Consider the following 23,145-nt stretch of genomic DNA (forward strand, 5'->3'; position numbering starts at 1 on the left):
GGGTGGCTGGTCGTTGTTTGAGAACTGCACAGTGGACGCGAGCATCTGTGGCCAAGTTTTTAAGGGCGCACGGTGGATGCCTTGGCACCAGGAACCGATGAAGGACGTGGGAGGCCACGATAGTCCCCGGGGAGCCGTCAACCAGGCTTTGATCCGGGGGTTTCCGAATGGGGAAACCCGGCAGTCGTCATGGGCTGTCACCCATACCTGAACACATAGGGTATGTGGAGGGAACGAGGGGAAGTGAAACATCTCAGTACCCTCAGGAAGAGAAAACAACCGTGATTCCGGGAGTAGTGGCGAGCGAAACCGGATGAGGCCAAACCGTATGCGTGTGATACCCGGCAGGGGTTGCGCATGCGGGGTTGTGGGATCTCTCTTTCACAGTCTGCCGGCTGTGAGGCGAGTCAGAAACCGTTGGTGTAGGCGAAGGACATGCGAAAGGTCCGGCGTAGAGGGTAAGACCCCCGTAGCTGAAACATCAACGGCTCGTTTGAGAGACACCCAAGTAGCACGGGGCCCGAGAAATCCCGTGTGAATCTGGCGGGACCACCCGCTAAGCCTAAATATTCCCTGGTGACCGATAGCGGATAGTACCGTGAGGGAATGGTGAAAAGTACCGCGGGAGCGGAGTGAAATAGTACCTGAAACCGTGTGCCTACAAGCCGTGGGAGCGTCGCTGTATGTGCTTGCACATACAGTCGTGACTGCGTGCCTTTTGAAGAATGAGCCTGCGAGTTAGCGGTGTGTAGCGAGGTTAACCCGTGTGGGGAAGCCGTAGCGAAAGCGAGTCCGAATAGGGCGTTTGAGTTGCACGCTCTAGACCCGAAGCGGAGTGATCTAGCCATGGGCAGGTTGAAGCGGCTGTAAGAGGTCGTGGAGGACCGAACCCACCAGGGTTGAAAACCTGGGGGATGACCTGTGGTTAGGGGTGAAAGGCCAATCAAACTCCGTGATAGCTGGTTCTCCCCGAAATGCATTTAGGTGCAGCGTCGTGTGTTTCTTGCCGGAGGTAGAGCACTGGATAGGCGATGGGCCCTACCGGGTTACTGACCTTAGCCAAACTCCGAATGCCGGTAAGTGAGAGCGCGGCAGTGAGACTGTGGGGGATAAGCTCCATGGTCGAGAGGGAAACAGCCCAGAGCATCGACTAAGGCCCCTAAGCGTACGCTAAGTGGGAAAGGATGTGGAGTCGCAGAGACAACCAGGAGGTTGGCTTAGAAGCAGCCACCCTTGAAAGAGTGCGTAATAGCTCACTGGTCAAGTGATTCCGCGCCGACAATGTAGCGGGGCTCAAGCGTACCGCCGAAGTCGTGTCATTCCAGCACATACCTCTAACGGGGGCTGGGATGGGTAGGGGAGCGTCGTGTGCCGGGTGAAGCTGCAGCGGAAGCTAGTGGTGGACGGTTCACGAGTGAGAATGCAGGCATGAGTAGCGATACACACGTGAGAAACGTGTGCGCCGATTGACTAAGGGTTCCTGGGTCAAGCTGATCTGCCCAGGGTAAGTCGGGACCTAAGGCGAGGCCGACAGGCGTAGTCGATGGACAACCGGTTGATATTCCGGTACCCGCTTTGAAACGCCCAATATCGAATCAGACGATGCTAAGCCCGTGAAGCCGCCCTGATCTCTTCGGAGTTGAGGGGAGTGGTGGAGCCGGTGACCCGGATCTGTAGTAGGTAAGCGATGGGGTGACGCAGGAAGGTAGTCCAGCCCGGGCGGTGGTTGTCCCGGGGTAAGGGTGTAGGACGTTGTCTAGGCAAATCCGGACAACACATAGTCTGAGACCTGATGCCGAGCCGATTGTGGTGAAGTGGATGATCCTATGCTGTCGAGAAAAGCCTCTAGCGAGTTTCATGGCGGCCCGTACCCTAAACCGACTCAGGTGGTCAGGTAGAGAATACCGAGGCGTTCGGGTGAACTATGGTTAAGGAACTCGGCAAAATGCCCCCGTAACTTCGGGAGAAGGGGGGCCATCACTGGTGATCCGATTTACTCGGTGAGCTGGGGGTGGCCGCAGAGACCAGCGAGAAGCGACTGTTTACTAAAAACACAGGTCCGTGCGAAGCCGTAAGGCGATGTATACGGACTGACGCCTGCCCGGTGCTGGAACGTTAAGGGGACCGGTTAGTGATCTTTCGGGGTTGCGAAGCTGAGAACTTAAGCGCCAGTAAACGGCGGTGGTAACTATAACCATCCTAAGGTAGCGAAATTCCTTGTCGGGTAAGTTCCGACCTGCACGAATGGCGTAACGACTTCTCGACTGTCTCAACCATAGGCCCGGTGAAATTGCACTACGAGTAAAGATGCTCGTTTCGCGCAGCAGGACGGAAAGACCCCGGGACCTTTACTACAGTTTGATATTGGTGTTCGGTTCGGCTTGTGTAGGATAGGTGGGAGACTTTGAAGCGGCCACGCCAGTGGTTGTGGAGTCGTCGTTGAAATACCACTCTGGTCGTGCTGGATGTCTAACCTCGGTCCGTGATCCGGATCAGGGACAGTGTCTGATGGGTAGTTTAACTGGGGCGGTTGCCTCCTAAAGAGTAACGGAGGCGCCCAAAGGTTCCCTCAGCCTGGTTGGCAATCAGGTGTTGAGTGTAAGTGCACAAGGGAGCTTGACTGTGAGACCGACGGGTCGAGCAGGGACGAAAGTCGGGACTAGTGATCCGGCGGTGGCTTGTGGAAGCGCCGTCGCTCAACGGATAAAAGGTACCCCGGGGATAACAGGCTGATCTTCCCCAAGAGTCCATATCGACGGGATGGTTTGGCACCTCGATGTCGGCTCGTCGCATCCTGGGGCTGGAGTCGGTCCCAAGGGTTGGGCTGTTCGCCCATTAAAGCGGTACGCGAGCTGGGTTTAGAACGTCGTGAGACAGTTCGGTCCCTATCCGCTGCGCGCGCAGGAACATTGAGAAGGGCTGTCCCTAGTACGAGAGGACCGGGACGGACGAACCTCTGGTGTGCCAGTTGTCCTGCCAAGGGCATGGCTGGTTGGCTACGTTCGGAAAGGATAACCGCTGAAAGCATCTAAGCGGGAAGCCTGCTTCGAGATGAGTGTTCCCACCTCCTTGAGAGGGTAAGGCTCCCAGTAGACGACTGGGTTGATAGGCCAGATGTGGAAGCCTCGTAAGGGGTGGAGCTGACTGGTACTAATAGGCCGAGGGCTTGTCCTCAGTTGCTCGCGTCCACTGTGTTTGTTCTGAAGCAATGAACAGCTGTCAGAGCCCCTGCTTGGGGTTCCGGTGTTCAACTTCATAGTGTTTCGGTGGTCATAGCGTTAGGGAAACGCCCGGTTACATTCCGAACCCGGAAGCTAAGCCTTTCAGCGCCGATGGTACTGCAGGGGGGACCCTGTGGGAGAGTAGGACGCCGCCGAACAATTTTTGGGGAAAGCCCCGCATCATGATTCCTTCGGGATCACGGTGCGGGGCTTTTCTGCGTTTACAGGGGGTTCGTTGGAAGAAGGCGGAGCCTTCAATTCAACCCCCTTCCTACAGCCGACCTCCGGCCTTCAGTTCCAGGTAGGTATCTGCCAGGGCCGGGGCTAGTTCGTCCGGGATGGCGTCGACCACTGTGGCGCCCTGGCGCCTCAGCATTTCGGCGGTACGCAGACGCTGTTCCTGGGTCTTGCCAGCCGCAGCGGCGTCATAGACCGCTTCGACTGTGCCGCGCCCGGCTGACATCTGTTGGATATGGGGATCAGCCACCGAGGCGACCAACACCGTGTGCCGTCTGGTGAGCTGGGGAAGTATCGGGAGTAGCCCCTCCTCGACCGGCGCTGCGTCAAGAGTGGTCAGCAGGACGATCAGAGAACGGCGGGGCGCGTGTTTCAGGGCGGCTGCGCTGAGGCCTCGTGTGTCCGTCTCCACCAGTGCGGGTTCGAGCGGGGCCATGGCGTTGACGAGTGCGGGCAGGAGTTCACCCGCTGCGCGGCCCTGGACCTGGGCGCGTACCCGGCGGTCGTACGCGAGGAGGTCGACCCGGTCGCCCGCTCGTGAAGCCAGGGCGGCGAGCAGCAGGGCAGCGTCCATGGACGCGTCCAGCCGGGGAACGTCACCGACGCGGCCGGCCGAGGTCCGACCCGTGTCGAGGACGACCAGGATGTGGCGGTCGCGCTCCGGGCGCCAGGTTCGTACGGCGACGATTCCCTGCCGGGCGGTGGCCCGCCAGTCGATCGAGCGGGTGTCATCGCCGGGGACATAGGCGCGGAGGCTGTCGAATTCCGTGCCTTCGCCGCGGGTCAACACGCTGGTTCGGCCGTCGAGTTCACGGAGTCGGGCCAGCCGGGACGGCAGGTGCCTGCGGCTCGTGAAGGGCGGGAGAACCCGGACGGTCCAGGGGGCTTGGTGGCTGCCTTGCCTGGCGGCCAGGCCGAGGGGACCGTACGAGCGGATCGTGATGCGGTCTGCTCTGCGGTCGCCGCGGCGGGTCGGCCGCAGAGCTGTGGATAGGCGACGTCGTTCGCCCGCCGGGATCGTCAACCGGTGCCGCGATGCTGTCTGTTCGGCTCCGGAGGGCCAACTGCTGGGCGGCCAGGCGTCCCTGAGCTGGGCACGGAGGCGGCGGTTCGACGGGTTGGTGACGGTGAGGACGACCTCTACGGCGCCCCCGAGTCGAACTGACGTGTCACCGCTTCGAGTGAACTGAAGCTTCCGCACTGGCGCGGCGCATGCGTAGTCGCACAGAATTGCGAGGGCAAGGGGAGCATTGACTGCCAGCATGCCGGCCCAGCTCGGGGCGAAGACGCCGAGCGGGATGGAGCCGAGGGCGGCCAGGAGTGCGGAGCGTCCGGTGAGGGCCATGGGTCGCCTCAGCGGGGCACAGGGACGTGGGCGAGGACCGAAGTGATGACGGAGTCGGCGGTGACGCCCTCCATCTCGGCTTCGGGACGCAGTTGGATGCGGTGGCGAAGTGTGGGGAGTGCCAGGGCTTTCACATCGTCAGGAATGACGTAATCCCGGCCGGTGAGCCAGGCCCAGGCCCGAGCCGTGGACAGCAGGGCGGTGGCGCCTCGCGGGGAGACCCCGAGGCTGAGCGAGGGGGACTCACGCGTGGCACGACAGATATCGACGACATAGCCGGTGATCTCGGCGGAGACCGAGGTCTTGGCGACGGCGGCGCGGGCGGCTTCGAGATCGGCGGGGCCGGCCACGGGGCGTACGCCTGCGGCCTTCAGGTCACGAGGGTTGAACCCGTCCGCGTGGCGAGCCAGCACGTCTATCTCGTCCTGGCGTGAGGGCAGAGGGACGGTCAACTTCAGCAGAAATCGGTCCAGTTGGGCCTCGGGCAGTGGATACGTGCCCTCGTATTCGACAGGGTTCTGGGTCGCGGCCACCAGGAACGGATCGGGCAGGAGGCGGGGGGTGCCGTCGACCGTGACCTGACGTTCCTCCATGGCTTCGAGGAGGGAGGACTGGGTCTTGGGCGGGGTGCGGTTGATCTCGTCTGCGAGCAGCAGGTTGGTGAAGACAGGACCGGGTTGGAAGGAGAACTCGGCGGTGCGGGCGTCGTAGATGAGCGAGCCCGTGACGTCGCTCGGCATCAGATCGGGGGTGAACTGGACGCGCTTGGTGTCGAGTTCGAGGGAGGCCGCCAGTGCCCGCACCAGGAGGGTCTTGGCGACGCCCGGCACTCCTTCGAGCAGTACGTGACCGCGGCAGAGGAGGGCGACGACGAGGCCGGTGACGGCGGAGTCCTGGCCGACCACGGCCTTGGCGATCTCGGCGCGCAGAGCTTCCAGGGAAGCGCGGGCGCTCTCCGGGTTCGCTGCGGTCTCCGGGGTGCGGTCGCTCATGAAGTGCGTACCTCTCTTTCGAGGGCGTCCAGTTCGTCCGCGAGGCGGACAAGTGCGGCGTCGTCGGCCGGTGTCGGGCCGAACAGCAAGGAGTGGGGGTCATGTCCGGCGTCGGGGAGCCGGGCCGAGACAGCGGGGACGAGTAGTTCGGCGGATTGCGCCGCCGAGGCGGGCATGCCGAGAAGAGGGGCCAGCCGGGCGCGGGTAGCCGAGCGGAGTGCTTCGGCGGCACGGTCGCGTGCCTTTGCCTTGCCGTAGAGGCGGGCACGGCCTTCGGTGGCCTCGGACGCGCGAATGACGACGGGGAGTTGCTCGGTGACGAGAGGGCCGAGTCGGCGGGCGCGCCAGATGGCGGCGAGCACGGCGGCCAGGGCGAGTTGGAGGGTGGCCCAGCGCCATCCGGGCGGGATCAGGGCGAAGAAGGAGCGTTGGCCGCCGTCGGTGGCTGACACATCACCCAGCGAGGGGAGGTACCAGACGAGATGAGGACGAGTACCGAGCAGTTGGAGTGCGAGGGAGGCGTTGCCCTCCTCGTTGAGGCGGTGGTTGAAGAGGATGTCGGGGCCACCGAGCAGAACGGTGTCGCCCTGGCCTCGGGCCGTGGTGCGGAGCAGTGTGGGCAGGCCGTCGGCCAGGTAGCAGCCCTCGGCGGTGTGGCCGTCGGTGGAGTAGCGGACGCCGCCGGTGTCGGCGCGGCCGGCGCGGGTCGCGGCGGGCTGGGCGCAGGCGGGGTCGCGCGGCTTCACGGAGACGGACGGCTCAGCGCGTACCCCGGGGGCGAGGACGTCGAGGGACGGCGGGCCGGGCGCGATGAGGACCGTACGACCGTCCGACTCGGCGGTGGCAGTGCGCAGTTGGTGCTGCTGTTTCTCCGTCAGGAGGTCGGGGAGCGTGACCAGGATGGTGGTGTCGGGGCCGGCGTCCGTCGTGGCCTCATCGAGCGTGGTGGCCACGCGCGTGGAGACCCCCTGGCTCTTGAGGAGTTGGGCAACGGCGCGGCTGCCGTTCTGGTCCGGGGAGCGCGGGTCGAGGCTGCCGTGCTGGGAGTTGGAGTGCATGGCGGCGAGTGCGACACCGGCCGTGATCAGGAGGCCGAAGGCAAGGAGCAGGCCGCGGGTACGGGTCCACAGGTGGCGCGGCGTGGCCGAGATGGACGTGGCGGAGGTCCTGGCGGCGGTCATCCGGCGGCCCTGCGGGCCGCGTCGCTGAAGGCGGGCTTGGTGTGTTCGAGTTCCCGGTCGAGGTCGCGCAACCCCAGATACGCCACTTCGTCGGCGGTGCGCCCGCCGTATGTGACGTCGTCGAAGGTGCGGGCCGCAGCGCGGAGCCGGTCCGCCTGGCGGGGCAGGGGGCGGCCGGCTTCGGCGGCTGCCTCGTCGGCGGTGCGGCCGGGGCGGGGATCCAGCAGGGCGCGTTCCTCCAGCGAGCGGACGATGGCGCGCATCCGCTCCTGGACGGCCTCGTTCCAGCGGCCGGCGTCGGCGTGGGTCTCGGCCGCGGCCCGGTGTTCGGCGGCGCTGCGCGGACGGTCCCCGAACAGGGTTCCGCCCGAGGCGGCGGTCCGCCGCGGGGTGCCGAGCCGCCACCAGAGGGCGGCGATCAGAGCGAGGACGACGAGGACGATCACGACCAGGCCGAGCGGGCCGCCGGGGGTCGCGCCGGATGCCGAGTCGAAGAGCGAACCGACCCAGTCCCAGAACTTGTCGAGCGCCCGCTGGAGCAGGCTCGGGTCGTTCTGGTGGTACGCGGGGTCGGTCAGTTCGCGCCGGGCGGCCTCGCGGGCCGGGTCGCGAGGAATGTCCACCGGCGGTGTGCCGGATGCGCCGTTCAGCAGTCGTGCCGTGATGAAGCTGAAGCCCCCCGCTTCTGACACTGCATCAGCTCCCGGGCGTCTCGTAGCCGGGGACGCCTGCCGCACGGGCGAGTTCGAGGTCGAGGGCCTCGCGGCGGATGCGCTGGTCTATGTAGAGCAGGACACTCACGCCGGCGGCGATGGGGTAGGTGATGGCCGAGGCGATCACGGCCCCGATGCCCGAGATGATCAGGTAGGACCAGCCGAACTCGGTGCCGGACCCGTTGACGATGTCACTGAAGGTGCTGCTGTCCACGGCCATCGCGATGGCCGAGAACGGGAGCACGACGATCATCGAGACGATGGTCACCAGGATCGACGTCAGCAGTGTGATGCCGAAGATGCGCCACCAGGAGCCGTTGACGAGTTTGGTGGAGCGGCGCAGGGACTGGACGATGCTCTGCCGTTCCAGCATCAGGGCCGGCGAAGCGAGGCTGAAGCGGACGTACAGCCACAGCGTGACCACGGACGCTGCGAGACCGCCGAGCACAGCGAGTGCCGCGCCACCGTTTCCGCCGAGCAGCACCCCGGGAAGGACGCCGACGGCCATGATCGCGGCGAACATGACGAGCAGGAGGCTGAGCAGGCCGAGAAGACTCAGCAGACGCGGGCGGGCCTCGGTCCAGGCGTCGCCCAGGCTCACCGGGCGACCGAGGACGGAACGGCTGACCACGATCGTGAGCACGGCTGTCGTGAACAGTGTCGCGAGCTGGCCGATGATCAGAGGCGGAGTCAGATCGAGCAGGCTGGACTGCATGGCGTCGACGGCCTGGTGGAGCGCTTGGCTGCCGGTGGCGTTCGGGTCGACCGAGGCCGGGGTGGGCAGAATGAAGCGCCGGGCGAGGATCTGCGCGAGCTGAGAGATGACCGCGACGGTCAGACTCAGACCGAGGACCGTCCGCCAGTGGGCGCGTGCGGTGGAGACCGCGCCGTCCAGGATCTCGCCCACGCTCAGCGGTCGCAGCGGGATGACGCCCGGCTTGGCGGCAGGCGGGCGGCCGTAGTTCTGGTTCCAGTTGGTGCCCGGGGGCTGTCCCGGGCCCTGGCCCCAGCCGCCGTGGCCCGGCTGGGGACCCCAGCCGGGTGTCGGCGGGGGCGGCGTCGGGCCGGCGCCCGGCGAGGACCACTGGCCGGCCGGAGGCTGCTCCTGCGACCACTTCGAGGCGGCACGGGCCCGGTCGGAGGGCTCGGGCTGCGCGGGTGCGCCGGAGTCGTCGCCGTCGGAGGGGGCCGATCCGGGCGAGGCCCAGCCCGGAGAGTCGTTCACGGTGGTCCACCTCGTGGATTGGTCGCGGTACCGGCTGCGCGCGCCGGTTCCTTCGGGTTGGCTGCCATCGTGCCATCGTGCCATGGGGACCGGGACCGCGGACCGGCCCCGGTATCTCGTTGGGACCTTCAATTGTCGGTGGCTCACGGGGCAGACTGGGCGGATGGCTGATCAGGACGCACGAACCACGATGGAGCCCGGCCCCACGGGACTGCCTTCGCTGCGCTGGGACGAGCCGCCGGAGGGGCCCGTTCTGGTCCTCCTCGACCAGACCCGGCTGCCCGCCGAGGAGGTGGAGCTCGTCTGCACGGATGTGCCGGGACTGGTGGGCGCCATCCAGACGCTGGCCGTACGGGGCGCCCCGCTGCTCGGCATCGCCGGGGCGTACGGGGTGGCGCTGGCCGCGGCACGCGGGTACGACGTGGACGAGGCGGCGGCACTTCTCGCGGGAGCCCGGCCCACCGCGGTCAACCTCGGCTACGGGGTGCGGCTGGCGACCGGGGCGTACCGCGCGGCGGTCGAGAAGGGCTCGGGGCCGGTGGAGGCCGGGGGTGCGGCGCTGGCCGCCGCCAAGGAACTGCACCGGGCCGACGCCGAGGGCAGCGCGCGGATGGCCAGGCACGGCCTCGCGCTCCTGGACGAACTGCTGCCGGGCGGCAGCCACCGCATCCTCACACACTGCAACACCGGCAGACTGGTCTCCGGTGGTGAGGGCACCGCCTTCGCGGTGGCGCTGGCCGCTCACCGGGCGGGCAACCTGCGGAGGCTGTGGGTGGGCGAGACACGGCCGCTGCTGCAGGGGGCGCGGCTGACCGCGTACGAAGCGGCGAGCAGCGGGATGGCGTACAGCCTGCTCAGCGACAACGCGGCCGGGTCGCTGTTCGCGGCCGGTGAGGTGGACGCCGTACTCGTCGGCGCCGACCGGATCGCCGCCGACGGCTCCGTGGCGAACAAGGTGGGTAGCTATCCGCTGGCGGTGCTCGCCAAGTACCACCACGTGCCGTTCGTCGTGGTCGCGCCGGTCACCACGGTGGATCTGGACACTCCCGACGGTGCGTCGATCGAGGTCGAGCAGCGGCCCGGCCAAGAGGTGACGGAGTTCACTCCGCCGCAGGTTCCGGGGGCCCGCTGGGGGGCCGGTTCCGGCCTCGCGGTGGCCCCCCTGGGGACGCAGGCGTACAACCCCGCCTTCGATGTGACACCGCCCGAACTGGTCACGGCGATCGTCACGGAGGAAGGTGTGCTGTCCCCGGTGACAGGCGGCGGGCTGAGGGAGCTGTGGGCCAGGTCACGCCAGGTAACGATTAGCTAATGGGATGATGACGTTTATGAAGGGACGCGTCCTTGTCGTCGACGACGACACCGCACTGGCCGAGATGCTCGGCATTGTGTTGCGTGGAGAAGGTTTTGAGCCGTCGTTCGTAGCGGATGGCGACAAGGCACTGGCGGCATTCCGTGACGCCAAGCCCGACCTGGTGCTGCTCGATCTCATGCTGCCCGGACGGGACGGCATCGAGGTCTGCAGGCTGATCAGGGCCGAGTCGGGTGTGCCGATCGTCATGCTCACCGCGAAGAGCGACACCGTGGACGTGGTGGTCGGCCTGGAGTCCGGGGCCGATGACTACATCGTGAAGCCGTTCAAGCCGAAGGAGCTGGTCGCCCGGATCCGGGCCCGGCTTCGCAGGTCGGAGGAGCCGGCGCCCGAGCAGCTCGCGATAGGCGATCTGGTGATCGACGTCGCCGGGCACTCGGTGAAGCGGGACGGGCAGTCGATCGCCCTGACCCCGCTGGAGTTCGATCTGCTGGTCGCGCTGGCCCGCAAGCCGTGGCAGGTGTTCACTCGTGAGGTACTCCTCGAACAGGTCTGGGGCTACCGGCACGCGGCGGACACCCGCCTGGTGAACGTGCACGTCCAGCGGCTTCGTTCGAAGGTGGAGAAGGACCCCGAGCGGCCGGAGATCGTGGTGACCGTACGCGGGGTCGGATACAAGGCAGGACCGAGCTGAGATGACCCAAGAAGCTGGGCGCAAGACGTCCTGGGGCGGCCGGTTGCTCCAGGACGGAGCGCCCGGCGGTCCGGTGCTGCGCCTCGTCGCGCGCTGGGTGCGGCGGCCGCTGCTGCCCGCCGTGCGGCTGTGGCGGCGCAACATCCAGCTGCGGGTGGTCGCGGCCACGCTGCTGATGTCGCTGGGTGTGGTCGTGCTGCTCGGCTTCGTGGTCATCGGGTCGGTACGCAACGGCCTGCTCGAAACCAAGGAGAAGGCGGCCGAGAGCCAGTCCGCGGGCGGCTTCGCGGTGGCGAAGGACAAGGCCGGCACGCCCGTCTCGGCCGGCGACGACTCCACCGGGGGCGGCCGGGGCTCCGGCTCCTCGGTGAGCTGGCGCAACGACCTGGTGACCCAGCTGGCGAGCAGCGGCCAGGGCGCGTTCTACGTCGTCGCACTGGGCTCGGCCTCGTCCGACTCGGACTCCGCGTCCAGCAACCGGGGCCCGCGCGCCTCCGGCTATGTGGACCCCCGTGCGAGCGTTCCGCAGAGCCTGCGGGACAGCGTCGACGAGGGGACCGGCGCGTTCAAGACGTACACCTCGATCAAGTTCACCGACGGCCAGGACGCCGAGCCCGGTCTCGTGGTGGGCACCCGTCTCAAGGACGTCGACGGGCAGTCCTACCAGCTCTACTACCTCTTCCCGCTGGTGCAGGAGGAGAAGTCGCTCACCCTCGTCAAGACGACGCTGGCGACCGCCGGGCTCTTCGTCGTGGTGCTGCTCGGGGCGATCGCCTGGCTTGTGGTGCGGCAGGTGGTGACCCCTGTCCGGATGGCGGCCGGAGTCGCCGAACGGCTCTCGACCGGTGTGCTCAGAGAACGCATGAAGGTCACCGGAGAGGACGACATCGCCCGGCTCGGCGAGGCCTTCAACAAGATGGCGCAGAACCTCCAGGTCAAGATCAACCAGTTGGAGGAGCTGTCGCGCATGCAGCGGCGGTTCGTCTCCGACGTCTCCCACGAGCTGCGCACTCCGCTGACGACCGTACGGATGGCAGCGGATGTCATCCATGAGGCGCGGGTCGACTTCGATCCGGTGACGGCGCGCTCGGCCGAGCTCCTCGCCGGGCAGCTCGACCGTTTCGAGTCACTGCTCGCCGACCTGCTGGAAATCAGCCGCTTCGACGCCGGTGCGGCAGCCCTGGAAGCCGAGCCGATAGACCTGCGGGAAGTCGTGCGCCGGGTGATCGAGGGCGCCGAGCCGCTGGCCGAGCGCAAGGGCACCCGGATACGGGTGGTCGGCGACGAGCAGCCGGTGGTCGCCGAGGCCGATGCCCGGCGTGTGGAGCGGGTGCTGCGCAACCTGGTCGTCAACGCCGTCGAGCACGGCGACGGCAAGGACGTGGTGGTGCGGCTCGCGGCGGCGGGCGGCGCCGTGGCGGTCGCCGTGCGCGACTACGGGGTGGGGCTCAAACCCGGCGAGGCGACCCGGGTGTTCAACCGGTTCTGGCGGGCCGATCCGGCGCGCGCCCGCACCACCGGTGGTACCGGCCTCGGCCTGTCCATCGCCGTCGAGGACGCGCGGCTGCACGCCGGCTGGCTGCAGGCCTGGGGCGAGCCGGGCGGGGGCTCACAGTTCCGGCTGACCCTGCCGCGCACCGTGGACGAGCCGCTGCGCGGCTCGCCGATACCGCTGGAGCCGGAGGACTCGCGGGCCGCCCGCGAGCGCGCCAGGGCAGAGGCGGGGCCCGAGCAGGCCCAGGGCAACCGGCTCTCCACCGTGCCGACGCCGCGACTGGACCGCTCCACGCTGCCCGTGCCGCCCACCGCCCCGGTGCGTCCGCGCACCTCGGGCCCGGCGGCGAGCCCAGCGGGGCTGCCCGGCGGGGGCGGGGCCCGCGTGGTGGCCCGGCTCGGCGACGGGGAAACGGCCGCACGGCCCGCCGTAGAGCGCCCGGAACAGCTGGCCGAAGTGTCTGACCAGGAAGGATCGGCCCGTGGGCGCTGAGCGCGGGAGGGGCCTCGGCAAGCTGCTGCGGGCGGCGGTCGTGCTGGGGAGCGGGGCGGTGCTGGTGTCGGGCTGCGCGTCCATGCCGAGCAGCGGTGATGTGCACGGCGTCTCGGCGTCCCAACGGGCCGATTCGCAGGTGCAGGTGTACGCTGTGCCGCCGCGGCCGGGCGCCGATCCTAACGAGATCGTCTCGGGCTTCCTGGAGGCGATGACCAGCGACGATCCGCAGTTCGCGATGGCCCGGCAGTATTTGACCGCCAAAGCCGCGCGGGAATGGGAGCCGAGCCAGGTCACCGTCCTCGCCAACGGCCCCGACCCGCAGCCCAACCGGTCCAGCGACCGGGGTGCGGACTCGGCCGGCTTCACCTTCACGGTGTCCGGCAAACCGGTCGCCGTCGTCGACAAGCAGCACGCCTACCAGCCGGCCAAGCCGCAGGACACGTACAACCAGACGATCCACCTGGTGCGGCAGAGCGGCCAGGACGGGACGGGCAAGGAGTGGCGAATCGACGCGCTGCCGGAGGGGCTGTTGCTCGGACAGTCCGACTTCCAGCGCATCTACCGCTCCGTCAACACGTACTACTTCGCTGCGGGCCAGGACCGGCTCGTCGCCGATCCGGTGTACCTGCGCCAGCGCAATGACCCCGAGACGCAGATGAACCTGGTCACCCAGACGGTGCAGTCGGTCCTGGACGGGCCGACCAACTGGCTGAAACCGGTGGTCACTTCGAAGTTTCCCTCCGGTACGGAACTGAAGAGCGACACCGAATCGCTTGCCCTGGACGATCGCAACGCGCTGAAGGTTCCGCTGAACGAGCGGGCCTCGAACGCCGATGAGGCGCAGTGCAAGCGGATGGCGGCCCAACTCCTTTTCACGCTGCGGGATCTGACGACCACTCGGGTCAGTCAGGTGGAGCTGGACCGGGCCAACGGGTCCCAGCTCTGTGTGCTCAGCGGCGACCAGGCGGACACCTACGCGCCCGACCGCATGTCGACACGTCCCGGCCAGTACTTCGTGGACGCCGGCGGTCATGTGGCGCGCATGCGGGCCGACGCCGTCGGCTCGGACGGCTCCAGTGGCTCCACCGACTCGCCCAGCGCCACCGACGGGTCGGACACCCCGGTGGTGACCGAGCAGGTGCCGGGCCCCTTCGGCAAGGGCGAGCAGCAGATGCGTACAGTCGCCGTCTCGCGGGACGAGAAGCGGGCAGCCGGGGTGTCGGCGGACGGAAAGTCCCTGTTCGTGGCCCCGCTCGCGGCCGGCGCCGAACTGGCGCGGACGCCGGTGACCAGCGACGACAAGGACGCGAAGGACGGCGGTCTCTCGGCGCCCAGCTGGGACGGCCGCGGCGACCTGTGGGTGGCCGACCGGAACCCGGCCAAGTCGCGGCTGCTGCGCCTGGCGCAGGGCGCCGGGGAGCCCCAGACGGTTGACGTCGCGGGTCTGGGCGGCGGCCGTATCGAGCAGGTGCGGATGTCGGCGGACGGCGTGCGGGTCGCGCTGCTCGTGTCCGAGGGGGGCCGTACGACGTTGCGGATCGGGCGGATCGGGCGGGTCGAGCGGACCGGCGACGGCGACAAGAGCGTGGTGTCGGTGGTCGAACTGCGGGCCGGGGCGCCGCAGATGGAGGACGTGACCGCCGTGTCCTGGGCGGGGCGCAGCCGCCTCGTCGTGGTCGGCAAGGAGTTCGGCGGGGTGTCCCAGCAACTGCGCTATGTGCAGACGGACGGTTCGACCTCGGCGTCCGGCACGTTGCCGAGCGTCAACAAGGTCACGGACGTCGCGGCCACGGACGACGACCGCATGCCGCTGGTGGCGCATTCGCAGGAGGACGGCATCGTCCGGCTGCCGCCCGGCGCGAACTGGCGGACGGCCGTCAAGAAGGGCTCTGCGCCCGCCTATCCGGGGTAGCCGGGCGGTTGTCCACAGGAGTGGCCGGGGTTCGCGCACCTTGGGACAGTGGAGGCATGCGGGGGTGGTGGCAGGAGTTCTCCGGCCTTGTGCTGCCGACCGCGTGCGGCGGCTGCGGCAGGCCGCGTACGGCGCTGTGCGAGCGGTGCCGGGTGGCGCTGCTCGGTGCGCCCGCGCGCCGGGTGCGGCCGGCGCCGGAGCCTGCCGGGCTGCCCGCGGTGTACGCGGCGGCGCCGTACCAGGATGCCGTGCGGGCGGTGCTGCTCGGGCACAAGGAGCGGGGCGCCCTGGGCCTTGCCGGGGTGCTCGGGCAGGCGCTGGCGGGCGCGGTGCGGGCTGCCGCGGCGCCTGGTCGCCAGGGGCCGTTGCTGCTGGTGCCGGTTCCTTCCTCGCGGCGCGCGGTACGGGCCCGCGGGCATGACGCGGCGCGCCGGATGGCGTTGGCCGCCGCCTGTGAGCTGCGGCGCACGGGCACGGACGCCCGGGTGGTCGCGGTCCTGCGGCAGCGCCGCGCGATGGCCGACCAGGCGGGGCTGAGCGCCCCGCAGCGGCTCGCGAATCTGTCCGGGGCTCTGGTGGTAGCAGGTGCTGGCGCGAGGCTTCTGGCGGGCGGCCGTGTGGTGCTGGTGGACGATCTGATGACGACGGGGGCGTCACTGGTGGAGGCGGCGCGGGCGATCCGTTGCGCGGCGATGCCCACGGATGGATGCCCGGGGCAAGGGATTCCGGGATTTCCCCCTACTGGGGCATCGCCGCACCGGGCAGGGGTAGGCGCCGTATTGCGGGACGGAGCCAGTCCGGGCCCGTCGGCCGCGGTCGTCGCGGCCACTCCGGAATCCTTCGGAATAAATCGGAACTGACTGAGAAGTTGCATCGTTGCAGGTAGTGAGAGGGTAAAAACGCCTGAGTGGAGGTACGTGCGAGTAGCGGGTGCCGACACCTGGCCGGGCGAGCTATGTTCGGTTGTGAGGAATGGCGAAAGCCCGTTCACTTGATGCACGGCTGAGCTTCGGCGCGTTGTCACTTACCCCCGACTTTGTGGGGTGGGGATCTTCTCGACGGGGGAGGAGGAGGTGATACGTCACCGAGTCCGACGCCCCGGCACTCACCGGGGTCTGGTGCAAAAGGGAGCAGCTCCGCACTGATGCGGAGCGATCCGGGAACGGAGTTCTGCGTGGACATCGTCGTCAAGGGCCGCAAGACCGAGGTGCCCGAGCGGTTCCGCAAGCACGTGGCCGAGAAGCTGAAGCTGGACAAGATCCAGAAGCTCGACGGCAAGGTAATCAGCCTCGACGTCGAGGTGTCCAAGGAACACAACCCGCGGCAGGCGGACCGTTCGGACCGGGTGGAGATCACGCTTCACTCGCGGGGACCCGTGATCCGCGCGGAGGCGGCGGCAGCAGATCCGTACGCGGCGCTCGACCTGGCGACCGGCAAGCTGGAGGCGCGGCTGCGCAAGCAGCACGACAAGCGCTACACCCGCCGGGGCAACGGCCGGCTCTCGGCCGCAGAGGTCATCGATGTCGTGCCGGGTGTGGCGCAGTTGAACGGAAGCGGCGAGCCTATGGGCGGTTCGAAGGAAGAGGGCATCCCCACCACCAGGATCGGCTCGCTCGAAGTACAAGGCGAAGGACCGCTGGTGGTTCGCGAGAAGACCCACGTCGCAGCCCCGATGACGCTCGACCAGGCGCTCTACGAGATGGAGCTGGTCGGGCACGACTTCTACCTGTTCGTCGACTCGGAGACCAAGCACCCCAGTGTCGTCTACCGGCGGCACGCCTACGACTACGGCGTCATCCACCTGGAGTCCGACCCGCTCGCAGGTGAGGACGCGAGCGGTGCGGGCGGTGCCCTCGGCGGCTGAGGCGGCCGGGAAGGACCACGGACAATCCGTCGGCCGGCGCGCTGAACGTTCGCGGACCGCGCCCGTACCACCGGCTGAAGGTGCCCCTGGAGCCCTTGTGCGCCCCCAGGGGCATCACGGTGCGACCACTGGATCACCTTTCTGTCGGCCGGGCATGAAATCATGGCGTCGCACGCCAACCGCAGCTCCCTGGAGCGTGGTTGGTGCCGCGACACCAACTCGGGCCACGGCCTTCAGGGGGAGGAACGATGGCGGACAGCTTCGGGCCGGTGCACGACGGTTCATACGCCGACAGCCCGAACGACCGGGAGAGCGGTGGCGGCATGGACGTGGGGGCGTCCCGCAAGGAGCCGATCCGGGTCCTGGTGGTGGACGACCACGCCCTCTTCCGCCGGGGCCTTGAGATCGTGCTGGCGGCCGAGGAGGACATCCAGGTCGTCGGCGAGGCCGGGGACGGGGCCGAGGCCGTGGACAAGGCGGCCGACCTGCTACCGGACATCGTGCTGATGGACGTACGGATGCCCCGGCGCGGCGGCATCGAGGCCTGCACCTCCATCAAGGAGGTGGCCCCCAGCGCGAAGATCATCATGTTGACGATCAGCGACGAGGAGGCCGACCTCTACGACGCGATCAAGGCGGGGGCAACGGGTTATCTCCTCAAGGAGATCTCCACCGACGAGGTGGCCACCGCCATTCGCGCGGTGGCCGACGGGCAGTCGCAGATCAGCCCCTCGATGGCTTCCAAGCTGCTGACCGAGTTCAAGTCGATGATCCAGCGCACCGACGAGCGGCGCCTGGTGCCCGCGCCCCGGCTCACCGACCGTGAGCTGGAGGTCCTCAAACTAGTGGCCACCGGGATGAACAACCGCGACATCGCGAAGGAGTTGTTCATCTCCGAGAACACCGTCAAGAACCACGTGCGCAACATCCTGGAGAAGCTGCAGCTGCACTCCAGGATGGAGGCGGTGGTCTACGCGATGCGCGAGAAGATCCTCGAGATCAGGTAGCCAGCGCCGACGTCAGCGCCGCCGCCTCCTGCGGCGTCCCGGCCCGTTCGATCCGTACGGAGTCGCAGCCCACCCACGTGGCGGCCTCCAACAGGGCCTGGGCCATGGGTCGTACGGCCTTCGCCGATGCCAGGGAGACCTGCTTGGCCACCAGGGTGCGACCCTCGCGCGCCGGGTCGACCCGGCCGATCAGCCGGCCGCCCGAGAGCAGCGGCATCGCGAAGTACCCGTGGATCCGCTTGGGCTTGGGGACGTAGGCCTCAAGGCGGTGGGTGAAGCCGAAGACGCGCTCGGTGCGGGCGCGTTCCCAGACCAGCGAGTCGAACGGCGAGAGCAGCGTGGTGCGGTGGCGGCCGCGCGGCACGGTGGCCAGCGCCTGCGGATCGGCCCAGGCGGGCTTGTCCCACCCCTGCACGGTCACCGGGACCAGACCCGAATCGGCGACCACCGCGTCGAACTGCTCGCCCTTGATGCGGTGGTAGTCCGCGATGTCCGCGCGGGTGCCCACCCCCAGCGACTGCCCGGCCAGCCGTACCAGGCGGCGCAGGCACTCCGCGTCGTCCAGTCCGTCGTGCAGCAGCGCGTCCGGAATGGCCCGCTCGGCCAGGTCGTACACCCGCTTCCAGCCGCGCCGCTCGGTGCACACCACCTCGCCGTACATCAGCGCCCGCTCGACGGCGACCTTCGACGCCGACCAGTCCCACCACTCGCCCTTGTTCTTGGCGCCGCCCAGGTCCGTCGCGGTGAGCGGGCCCTCGGCGCGCAGCTGCTTGATCACCTGCTCGTAGGCGCCGTCCGGCAGGTCGTGGTGCCAGTGCGGCCGGCATCGGTAGGCGCGGCGGCGGAAGGCGAAGTGCGGCCACTCCTCCACGGGCAGGACGCAGGCCGCGTGCGACCAGTACTCGAAGGAGTGGCCGTCGCTCCAGTACGCCTCCTCGACCGCCTTGCGGCCTACGGCGCCGAGGCGGGCGTACGGGATCAGTTCGTGCGAGCGGGCGAGCACGGAGATGGTGTCGAGCTGGACCGCGCCCAGGTGGCGCAGGACCCCGCGCACCCCGCCCCGGCGGTCGGGCGCACCGAGGAACCCCTGGGCCCGCAGGGCTATCCGGCGGGCCTCGTCGGCGGAGAGTTCGGCGGCGGGAGGCGGCAGGCTCGTCATGTTCCGCACGATAGTGGCCGCCACTGACAATGCGGGGTGACGATCGGATCCGCCGGTGCGGAAGTGAGGGTCAGCTCTGCGCGGGCAGGTGGGGGAGTACGCCCGGCAGGCCCATGTCCGAGGGGAGCAGGGCGCCGAGCCAGCTGTCCAGGCGGGTGCCCCGGTGCAGGGCCGCCGAGCGCAGCGTGCCCTCCATGGTGAAACCGGCCCTCAGGGCCACCGCGCGGGAGGCCTCGTTGCCGACCACGGCCCGCCACTCCAGTCGGTCGACGGCGGCGTGCTCGAAGGCCCAGCGGGCGGCCGCGGACGCCGCCTCCGTCATGTAGCCGTTGCCGCGGTGCTCCTTGACCGCCCAGAAGCCCAGCTCCGCGAGGCCCGGACCGCGCCGCGTCACGCTGATCACGGCGACCAGGGCCGTGTCGTCCGCGGTAAGTACCGCGAAGGTGTAGTCGGTGTCGTTGCGCCAGCCGTCCGGGCCGAAGTTCGAGGTGAAGCTCTCCGCGTGCTCGCGCAGGTACGGGGAGGGGACCGTGGTCCAGCGCTGGATGTCGGGATCCTGACAAGCCGCGTAGGTGGCGTCCGCGTGCTCGGGGCCGACGGGGCGCAGCAGCAGACGTTCGGTGGTGAGAGTGACGGGCTCCATCGGCCGATTCTGCGCGCGGGCGGCCCGGGGAGCCAACTCATTTCGCCGCCCGCCCGGCACCTTCGGCGGGTCCTGTCCGTTGTCGTAACGGCAGACCTCCCGGCGCGGCCGGGTCCTCGCATACGATGACCGTTGCTGTACCCACATCCCATAGCCACTCGACCGCGCCAGGCCCGACCGGCAAGGAGACCAACCCCCGTGTCCGTCCTCTCAAAGATCATGCGTGCAGGCGAAGGCAAGATCCTGCGCAAGCTGCACCGCATCGCGGACCAGGTCAACTCCATCGAAGAGGACTTCGTCAACCTCTCCGACGCCGAGCTGCGTGCCCTCACCGACGAATACAAGGAGCGGTACGCGGACGGCGAGAGCCTGGACGACCTGCTCCCCGAAGCCTTCGCGACCGTGCGCGAGGCGGCCAAGCGCGTCCTTGGCCAGCGTCACTACGACGTCCAGATGATGGGCGGCGCCGCGCTGCACCTCGGCTATGTCGCCGAGATGAAGACCGGTGAGGGCAAGACCCTCGTCGGTACGCTGCCGGCGTACCTCAACGCGCTGTCCGGCAAGGGCGTGCACCTGATCACGGTGAACGACTACCTGGCCGAGCGCGACTCCGAAATGATGGGCCGGGTGCACAAGTTCCTCGGTCTCGAGGTCGGTTGCATCCTTGCCAACATGTCGCCCGCCGAGCGTCGCGCCATGTACAACTGCGACATCACGTACGGCACGAACAACGAGTTCGGCTTCGACTACCTCCGCGACAACATGGCGTGGTCCCAGGACGAGCTCGTCCAGCGCGGCCACAACTTCGCGATCGTCGACGAGGTCGACTCGATCCTGGTCGACGAGGCCCGTACGCCGCTGATCATCTCCGGCCCGGCCGACCAGGCCACCAAGTGGTACGGCGACTTCGCCAAGCTGGTGACGCGCCTCACCAAGGGCGAGGCGGGCAACCCGCTCAAGGGCATCGAGGAGACCGGCGACTACGAGGTCGACGAGAAGAAGCGCACCGTCGCCATCCACGAGTCGGGCGTCGCCAAGGTCGAGGACTGGCTGGGCATCGACAACCTCTACGAGTCGGTGAACACCCCGCTCGTCGGTTACCTGAACAACGCCATCAAGGCCAAGGAACTGTTCAAGAACGACAAGGACTACGTCGTCATCGACGGCGAAGTCATGATCGTCGACGAGCACACCGGCCGTATCCTCGCCGGCCGCCGCTACAACGAGGGCATGCACCAGGCGATCGAGGCGAAGGAAGGGGTGGACATCAAGGACGAGAACCAGACGCTCGCCACGATCACCCTGCAGAACTTCTTCCGCCTCTACTCCAAGCTCTCCGGCATGACCGGTACGGCGATGACCGAGGCCGCCGAGTTCCACCAGATCTACAAGCTGGGCGTCGTGCCGATCCCGACGAACAGGCCCATGGTCCGCAAGGACCAGTCGGACCTGATCTACCGCACCGAGGTCGCCAAGTTCGACGCGGTCGTGGACGACATCGCCGAAAAGCACGAGAAGGGCCAGCCGATCCTGGTCGGCACCACCTCGGTCGAGAAGTCCGAGTACCTCTCGCAGCAGCTCTCCAAGCGCGGCATCCAGCACGAGGTGCTCAACGCCAAGCAGCACGACCGTGAGGCGATCATCGTCGCCCAGGCCGGCCGCAAGGGCGCCGTCACCGTCGCCACCAACATGGCCGGACGAGGCACCGACATCAAGCTCGGCGGCAACCCCGACGACCTCGCCGAGGCGGAGCTGCGCCAGGCGGGCCTCGACCCGGTGGAGCACGTCGAGGAGTGGGCCGCGGCGCTGCCCGCCGCCCTGGAGAAGGCCGAGCAGGCCGTCAAGGCCGAGTTCGAAGAGGTCAAGGAGCTCGGCGGCCTGTACGTCCTTGGCACCGAGCGGCACGAGTCGCGGCGCATCGACAACCAGCTGCGCGGTCGCTCCGGCCGTCAGGGCGACCCGGGCGAGTCCCGCTTCTACCTGTCGCTCGGCGACGACCTGATGCGCCTGTTCAAGGCCCAGATGGTCGAGCGCGTGATGTCGATGGCCAACGTTCCGGACGACGTGCCGATCGAGAACAAGATGGTGACGCGCGCCATCGCGTCGGCCCAGTCGCAGGTCGAGCAGCAGAACTTCGAGACGCGCAAGAACGTTCTGAAGTACGACGAGGTGCTCAACCGCCAGCGCGAGGTCATCTACGGCGAGCGCCGCCGTGTCCTGGAGGGCGAGGACCTGCACGAGCAGGTGAAGCACTTCATGGACGACACGATCGACGCCTACATCCAGGCGGAGACCGTCGAGGGCTTCGCCGAGGAGTGGGACCTGGACCGGCTGTGGGGCGCCTTCAAGCAGCTCTACCCGGTGAAGGTCACCGTGGAGGAGCTGGAGGAGGCGGCGGGCGACCGGGCGGGCATCACGGCCGAGTTCATCGCCGAGTCCGTCAAGGACGACATCTACGCGCAGTACGCCGAGCGCGAGGAGCAGCTCGGCGCCGACATCATGCGCGAGCTGGAGCGCCGCGTCGTGCTCTCGGTCCTGGACCGCAAGTGGCGCGAGCACCTCTACGAGATGGACTACCTCCAGGAGGGCATCGGCCTGCGGGCCATGGCGCAGAAGGACCCGCTGGTCGAGTACCAGCGCGAGGGCTTCGACATGTTCAACGCCATGATGGAGGGCATCAAGGAGGAGTCGGTCGGCTACCTGTTCAACCTGGAGGTCCAGGTCGAGCAGCAGGTCGAGGAGGTCCCGGTCGAGGACTCCGCGCCCGCCGAGGCGACCTCGCCCAACAGGGAGGACGCCATTCCGGCCGCGCGTCCCGAGATCCGCGCGAAGGGCCTGGACGCCCCGCAGCGCCCGGACCGGCTGCACTTCTCGGCGCCGACGGTGGACGGCGAGGGCGGCGTGGTCGAGGGCGACTTCGACAACGGTGACGAGCCGGCCCGCTCGGAGGCGGACGGCATGACGCGCGCCGAGCGCCGCAAGGCCCAGAAGAGCACGGGCGGCCGTCGCCGCAAGAAGTAACCGGCGGCGGTACGTCATCGAGGGGCCCGGCACCGAGGTGCCGGGCCCCTCGGCTATGCCGGGACGCGTTCGCCGCCGAGCTCGACGGCCGCGCAGCGCCAGCGCAGATCGGCGCCCTGCTCCAGCCTGAAGGCCATGGCGCGCACCTGCTCGCCGGCCGCGATGCAGGCGGCCGCTTCCACGATCCCGCGGTCCAGTGGGGCGGCACGGCAGGAGCGGACGACGGGACGGGTGCCGCGGGTGCGGAAGGGCGTGCGTGGGGCGAGGCGCACCAACTGCTCGTAGGCGTCTCCCACAGTCAGACCCAGCATCCAGTGCACCGGCCGTTCGCCGCTGAGCACCGCGAGCAGTTTCTGCGCGAACAGGTCGTGCGGCGTCAGGCGCTGCGGCCGCCGGGTTCCGGTGCTGCTGGGCCTGCGCTGGTCGCCGCGTCCCGCGGGCCCGGTCGTGGTCCTGCTCATGGCTGGCGCCCCCTTCGATACCAGTGGGTAACTTCTGTTGGGGATCTTGTACGGGGGCGGCGGAAGCGGCCGCAAGGTCCGTACCGGTGGCCGACGGGGGCGTACGGATTCACCTATCCGGATGAATGGTTACTGGGTCTTCCCAGGTGGGGGCGTTTCAGGCCGGCC

16 protein-coding genes and 2 rRNA genes are annotated in these 23,145 nt (G+C 68.4%); 10 read left to right on the forward strand and 8 right to left on the reverse strand.

Annotation, left to right across the window (positions count from 1 at the left end):
• Window positions 1-49: 49 nt before the first annotated feature.
• Both OG522_RS22980 and rrf read left to right on the forward strand, forming a co-directional pair.
• A 23S ribosomal RNA gene (locus OG522_RS22980) occupies window positions 50-3,174 on the forward strand.
• Between the two features lie 88 nt (window positions 3,175-3,262).
• Window positions 3,263-3,379 (forward strand): 5S ribosomal RNA (rrf, locus tag OG522_RS22985).
• 113 nt (window positions 3,380-3,492) lie between these two features.
• On the opposite strand, the gene OG522_RS22990 is transcribed toward rrf, so the two are convergent.
• Genes OG522_RS22990 through OG522_RS23010 form a run of 5 tightly spaced genes read right to left on the reverse strand, consistent with a single transcriptional unit; the run spans window position 3,493 to window position 8,914 of the window.
• On the reverse strand, window positions 3,493-4,803 hold the full coding sequence (locus OG522_RS22990) for a DUF58 domain-containing protein (RefSeq protein ID WP_329464885.1): 1,311 nt from the start codon (window positions 4,801-4,803) through the stop codon (window positions 3,493-3,495).
• Between the two features lie 8 nt (window positions 4,804-4,811).
• Window positions 4,812-5,795, reverse strand: a complete 984-nt coding sequence (locus OG522_RS22995) for an AAA family ATPase (RefSeq protein ID WP_329464886.1) — start codon at window positions 5,793-5,795, stop codon at window positions 4,812-4,814.
• Complete coding sequence (locus OG522_RS23000) at window positions 5,792-6,976, reverse strand: DUF4350 domain-containing protein (RefSeq protein ID WP_329464887.1); 1,185 nt, start codon at window positions 6,974-6,976, stop codon at window positions 5,792-5,794. The genes OG522_RS22995 and OG522_RS23000 overlap by 4 nt, the downstream gene beginning before the upstream one ends.
• The gene (locus tag OG522_RS23005) at window positions 6,973-7,668 is read right to left on the reverse strand and encodes a DUF4129 domain-containing protein (RefSeq protein ID WP_443074736.1); all 696 of its coding nucleotides are present in this window, start codon (window positions 7,666-7,668) and stop codon (window positions 6,973-6,975) included. Before OG522_RS23005 ends, OG522_RS23000 begins: the two co-directional genes overlap by 4 nt.
• Before the next feature lie 4 nt (window positions 7,669-7,672).
• Entirely contained in the window at window positions 7,673-8,914 is a 1,242-nt protein-coding gene (locus tag OG522_RS23010; protein WP_329464888.1) for a hypothetical protein, read from the reverse strand.
• Between the two features lie 163 nt (window positions 8,915-9,077).
• Here OG522_RS23010 and mtnA point away from each other — a divergent pair, with 163 nt between their 5' ends.
• The 7 genes from mtnA to OG522_RS23045 all read left to right on the forward strand — a co-directional run bounded on the left by mtnA (window position 9,078) and on the right by OG522_RS23045 (window position 17,693).
• Window positions 9,078-10,226 carry an S-methyl-5-thioribose-1-phosphate isomerase gene (gene mtnA / locus OG522_RS23015; RefSeq protein ID WP_329464889.1) on the forward strand — a complete coding sequence of 383 codons (1,149 nt, stop codon included), beginning with the start codon at window positions 9,078-9,080 and terminating at the stop codon, window positions 10,224-10,226.
• A 4-nt stretch (window positions 10,227-10,230) separates the two neighbouring features.
• Window positions 10,231-10,920, forward strand: coding sequence for a two-component system response regulator MtrA (gene mtrA, locus OG522_RS23020; protein WP_189389435.1), 690 nt, complete (start codon window positions 10,231-10,233; stop codon window positions 10,918-10,920).
• Between the two features lies 1 nt (window position 10,921).
• Complete coding sequence (mtrB, locus tag OG522_RS23025) at window positions 10,922-12,907, forward strand: MtrAB system histidine kinase MtrB (RefSeq protein ID WP_329464890.1); 1,986 nt, start codon at window positions 10,922-10,924, stop codon at window positions 12,905-12,907.
• The gene (locus OG522_RS23030; RefSeq protein ID WP_329464891.1) at window positions 12,897-14,822 is read left to right on the forward strand and encodes an LpqB family beta-propeller domain-containing protein; all 1,926 of its coding nucleotides are present in this window, start codon (window positions 12,897-12,899) and stop codon (window positions 14,820-14,822) included. Before mtrB ends, OG522_RS23030 begins: the two co-directional genes overlap by 11 nt.
• A gap of 56 nt (window positions 14,823-14,878) precedes the next feature.
• Window positions 14,879-15,682 (forward strand): ComF family protein, encoded by an 804-nt coding sequence (locus OG522_RS23035; RefSeq protein WP_329464892.1) that lies wholly within the window; start codon window positions 14,879-14,881, stop codon window positions 15,680-15,682.
• 314 nt (window positions 15,683-15,996) lie between these two features.
• Window positions 15,997-16,686 carry a ribosome hibernation-promoting factor, HPF/YfiA family gene (gene hpf, locus OG522_RS23040; protein ID WP_366421783.1) on the forward strand — a complete coding sequence of 230 codons (690 nt, stop codon included), beginning with the start codon at window positions 15,997-15,999 and terminating at the stop codon, window positions 16,684-16,686.
• A gap of 248 nt (window positions 16,687-16,934) precedes the next feature.
• A complete protein-coding gene (locus OG522_RS23045) occupies window positions 16,935-17,693 on the forward strand; it encodes a response regulator transcription factor (RefSeq protein WP_329464894.1) in 759 nt (252 codons plus the stop codon).
• Here the strand turns inward: OG522_RS23045 and OG522_RS23050 are convergent.
• Together OG522_RS23050 and OG522_RS23055 are read right to left on the reverse strand one after the other, a co-directional pair.
• Complete coding sequence (locus OG522_RS23050) at window positions 17,686-18,852, reverse strand: winged helix-turn-helix domain-containing protein (protein ID WP_329464895.1); 1,167 nt, start codon at window positions 18,850-18,852, stop codon at window positions 17,686-17,688. The two genes, OG522_RS23045 and OG522_RS23050, sit on opposite strands and share 8 nt — an antisense overlap.
• 70 nt (window positions 18,853-18,922) lie before the next feature.
• Entirely contained in the window at window positions 18,923-19,495 is a 573-nt protein-coding gene (locus tag OG522_RS23055; protein ID WP_329464896.1) for a GNAT family N-acetyltransferase, read from the reverse strand.
• 198 nt (window positions 19,496-19,693) lie between these two features.
• On the opposite strand from OG522_RS23055, the gene secA reads away from it, so the two are divergent.
• Window positions 19,694-22,516, forward strand: coding sequence for a preprotein translocase subunit SecA (secA, locus tag OG522_RS23060; RefSeq protein ID WP_329464897.1), 2,823 nt, complete (start codon window positions 19,694-19,696; stop codon window positions 22,514-22,516).
• A 53-nt stretch (window positions 22,517-22,569) separates the two neighbouring features.
• On the opposite strand, the gene OG522_RS23065 is transcribed toward secA, so the two are convergent.
• Window positions 22,570-22,977 (reverse strand): Rv3235 family protein, encoded by a 408-nt coding sequence (locus tag OG522_RS23065; protein WP_329464898.1) that lies wholly within the window; start codon window positions 22,975-22,977, stop codon window positions 22,570-22,572.
• Window positions 22,978-23,145 lie beyond the last annotated feature (168 nt).

Source organism: Streptomyces sp. NBC_01431, from assembly GCF_036231355.1.
In the GTDB taxonomy this organism is placed as follows: domain Bacteria; phylum Actinomycetota; class Actinomycetes; order Streptomycetales; family Streptomycetaceae; genus Streptomyces.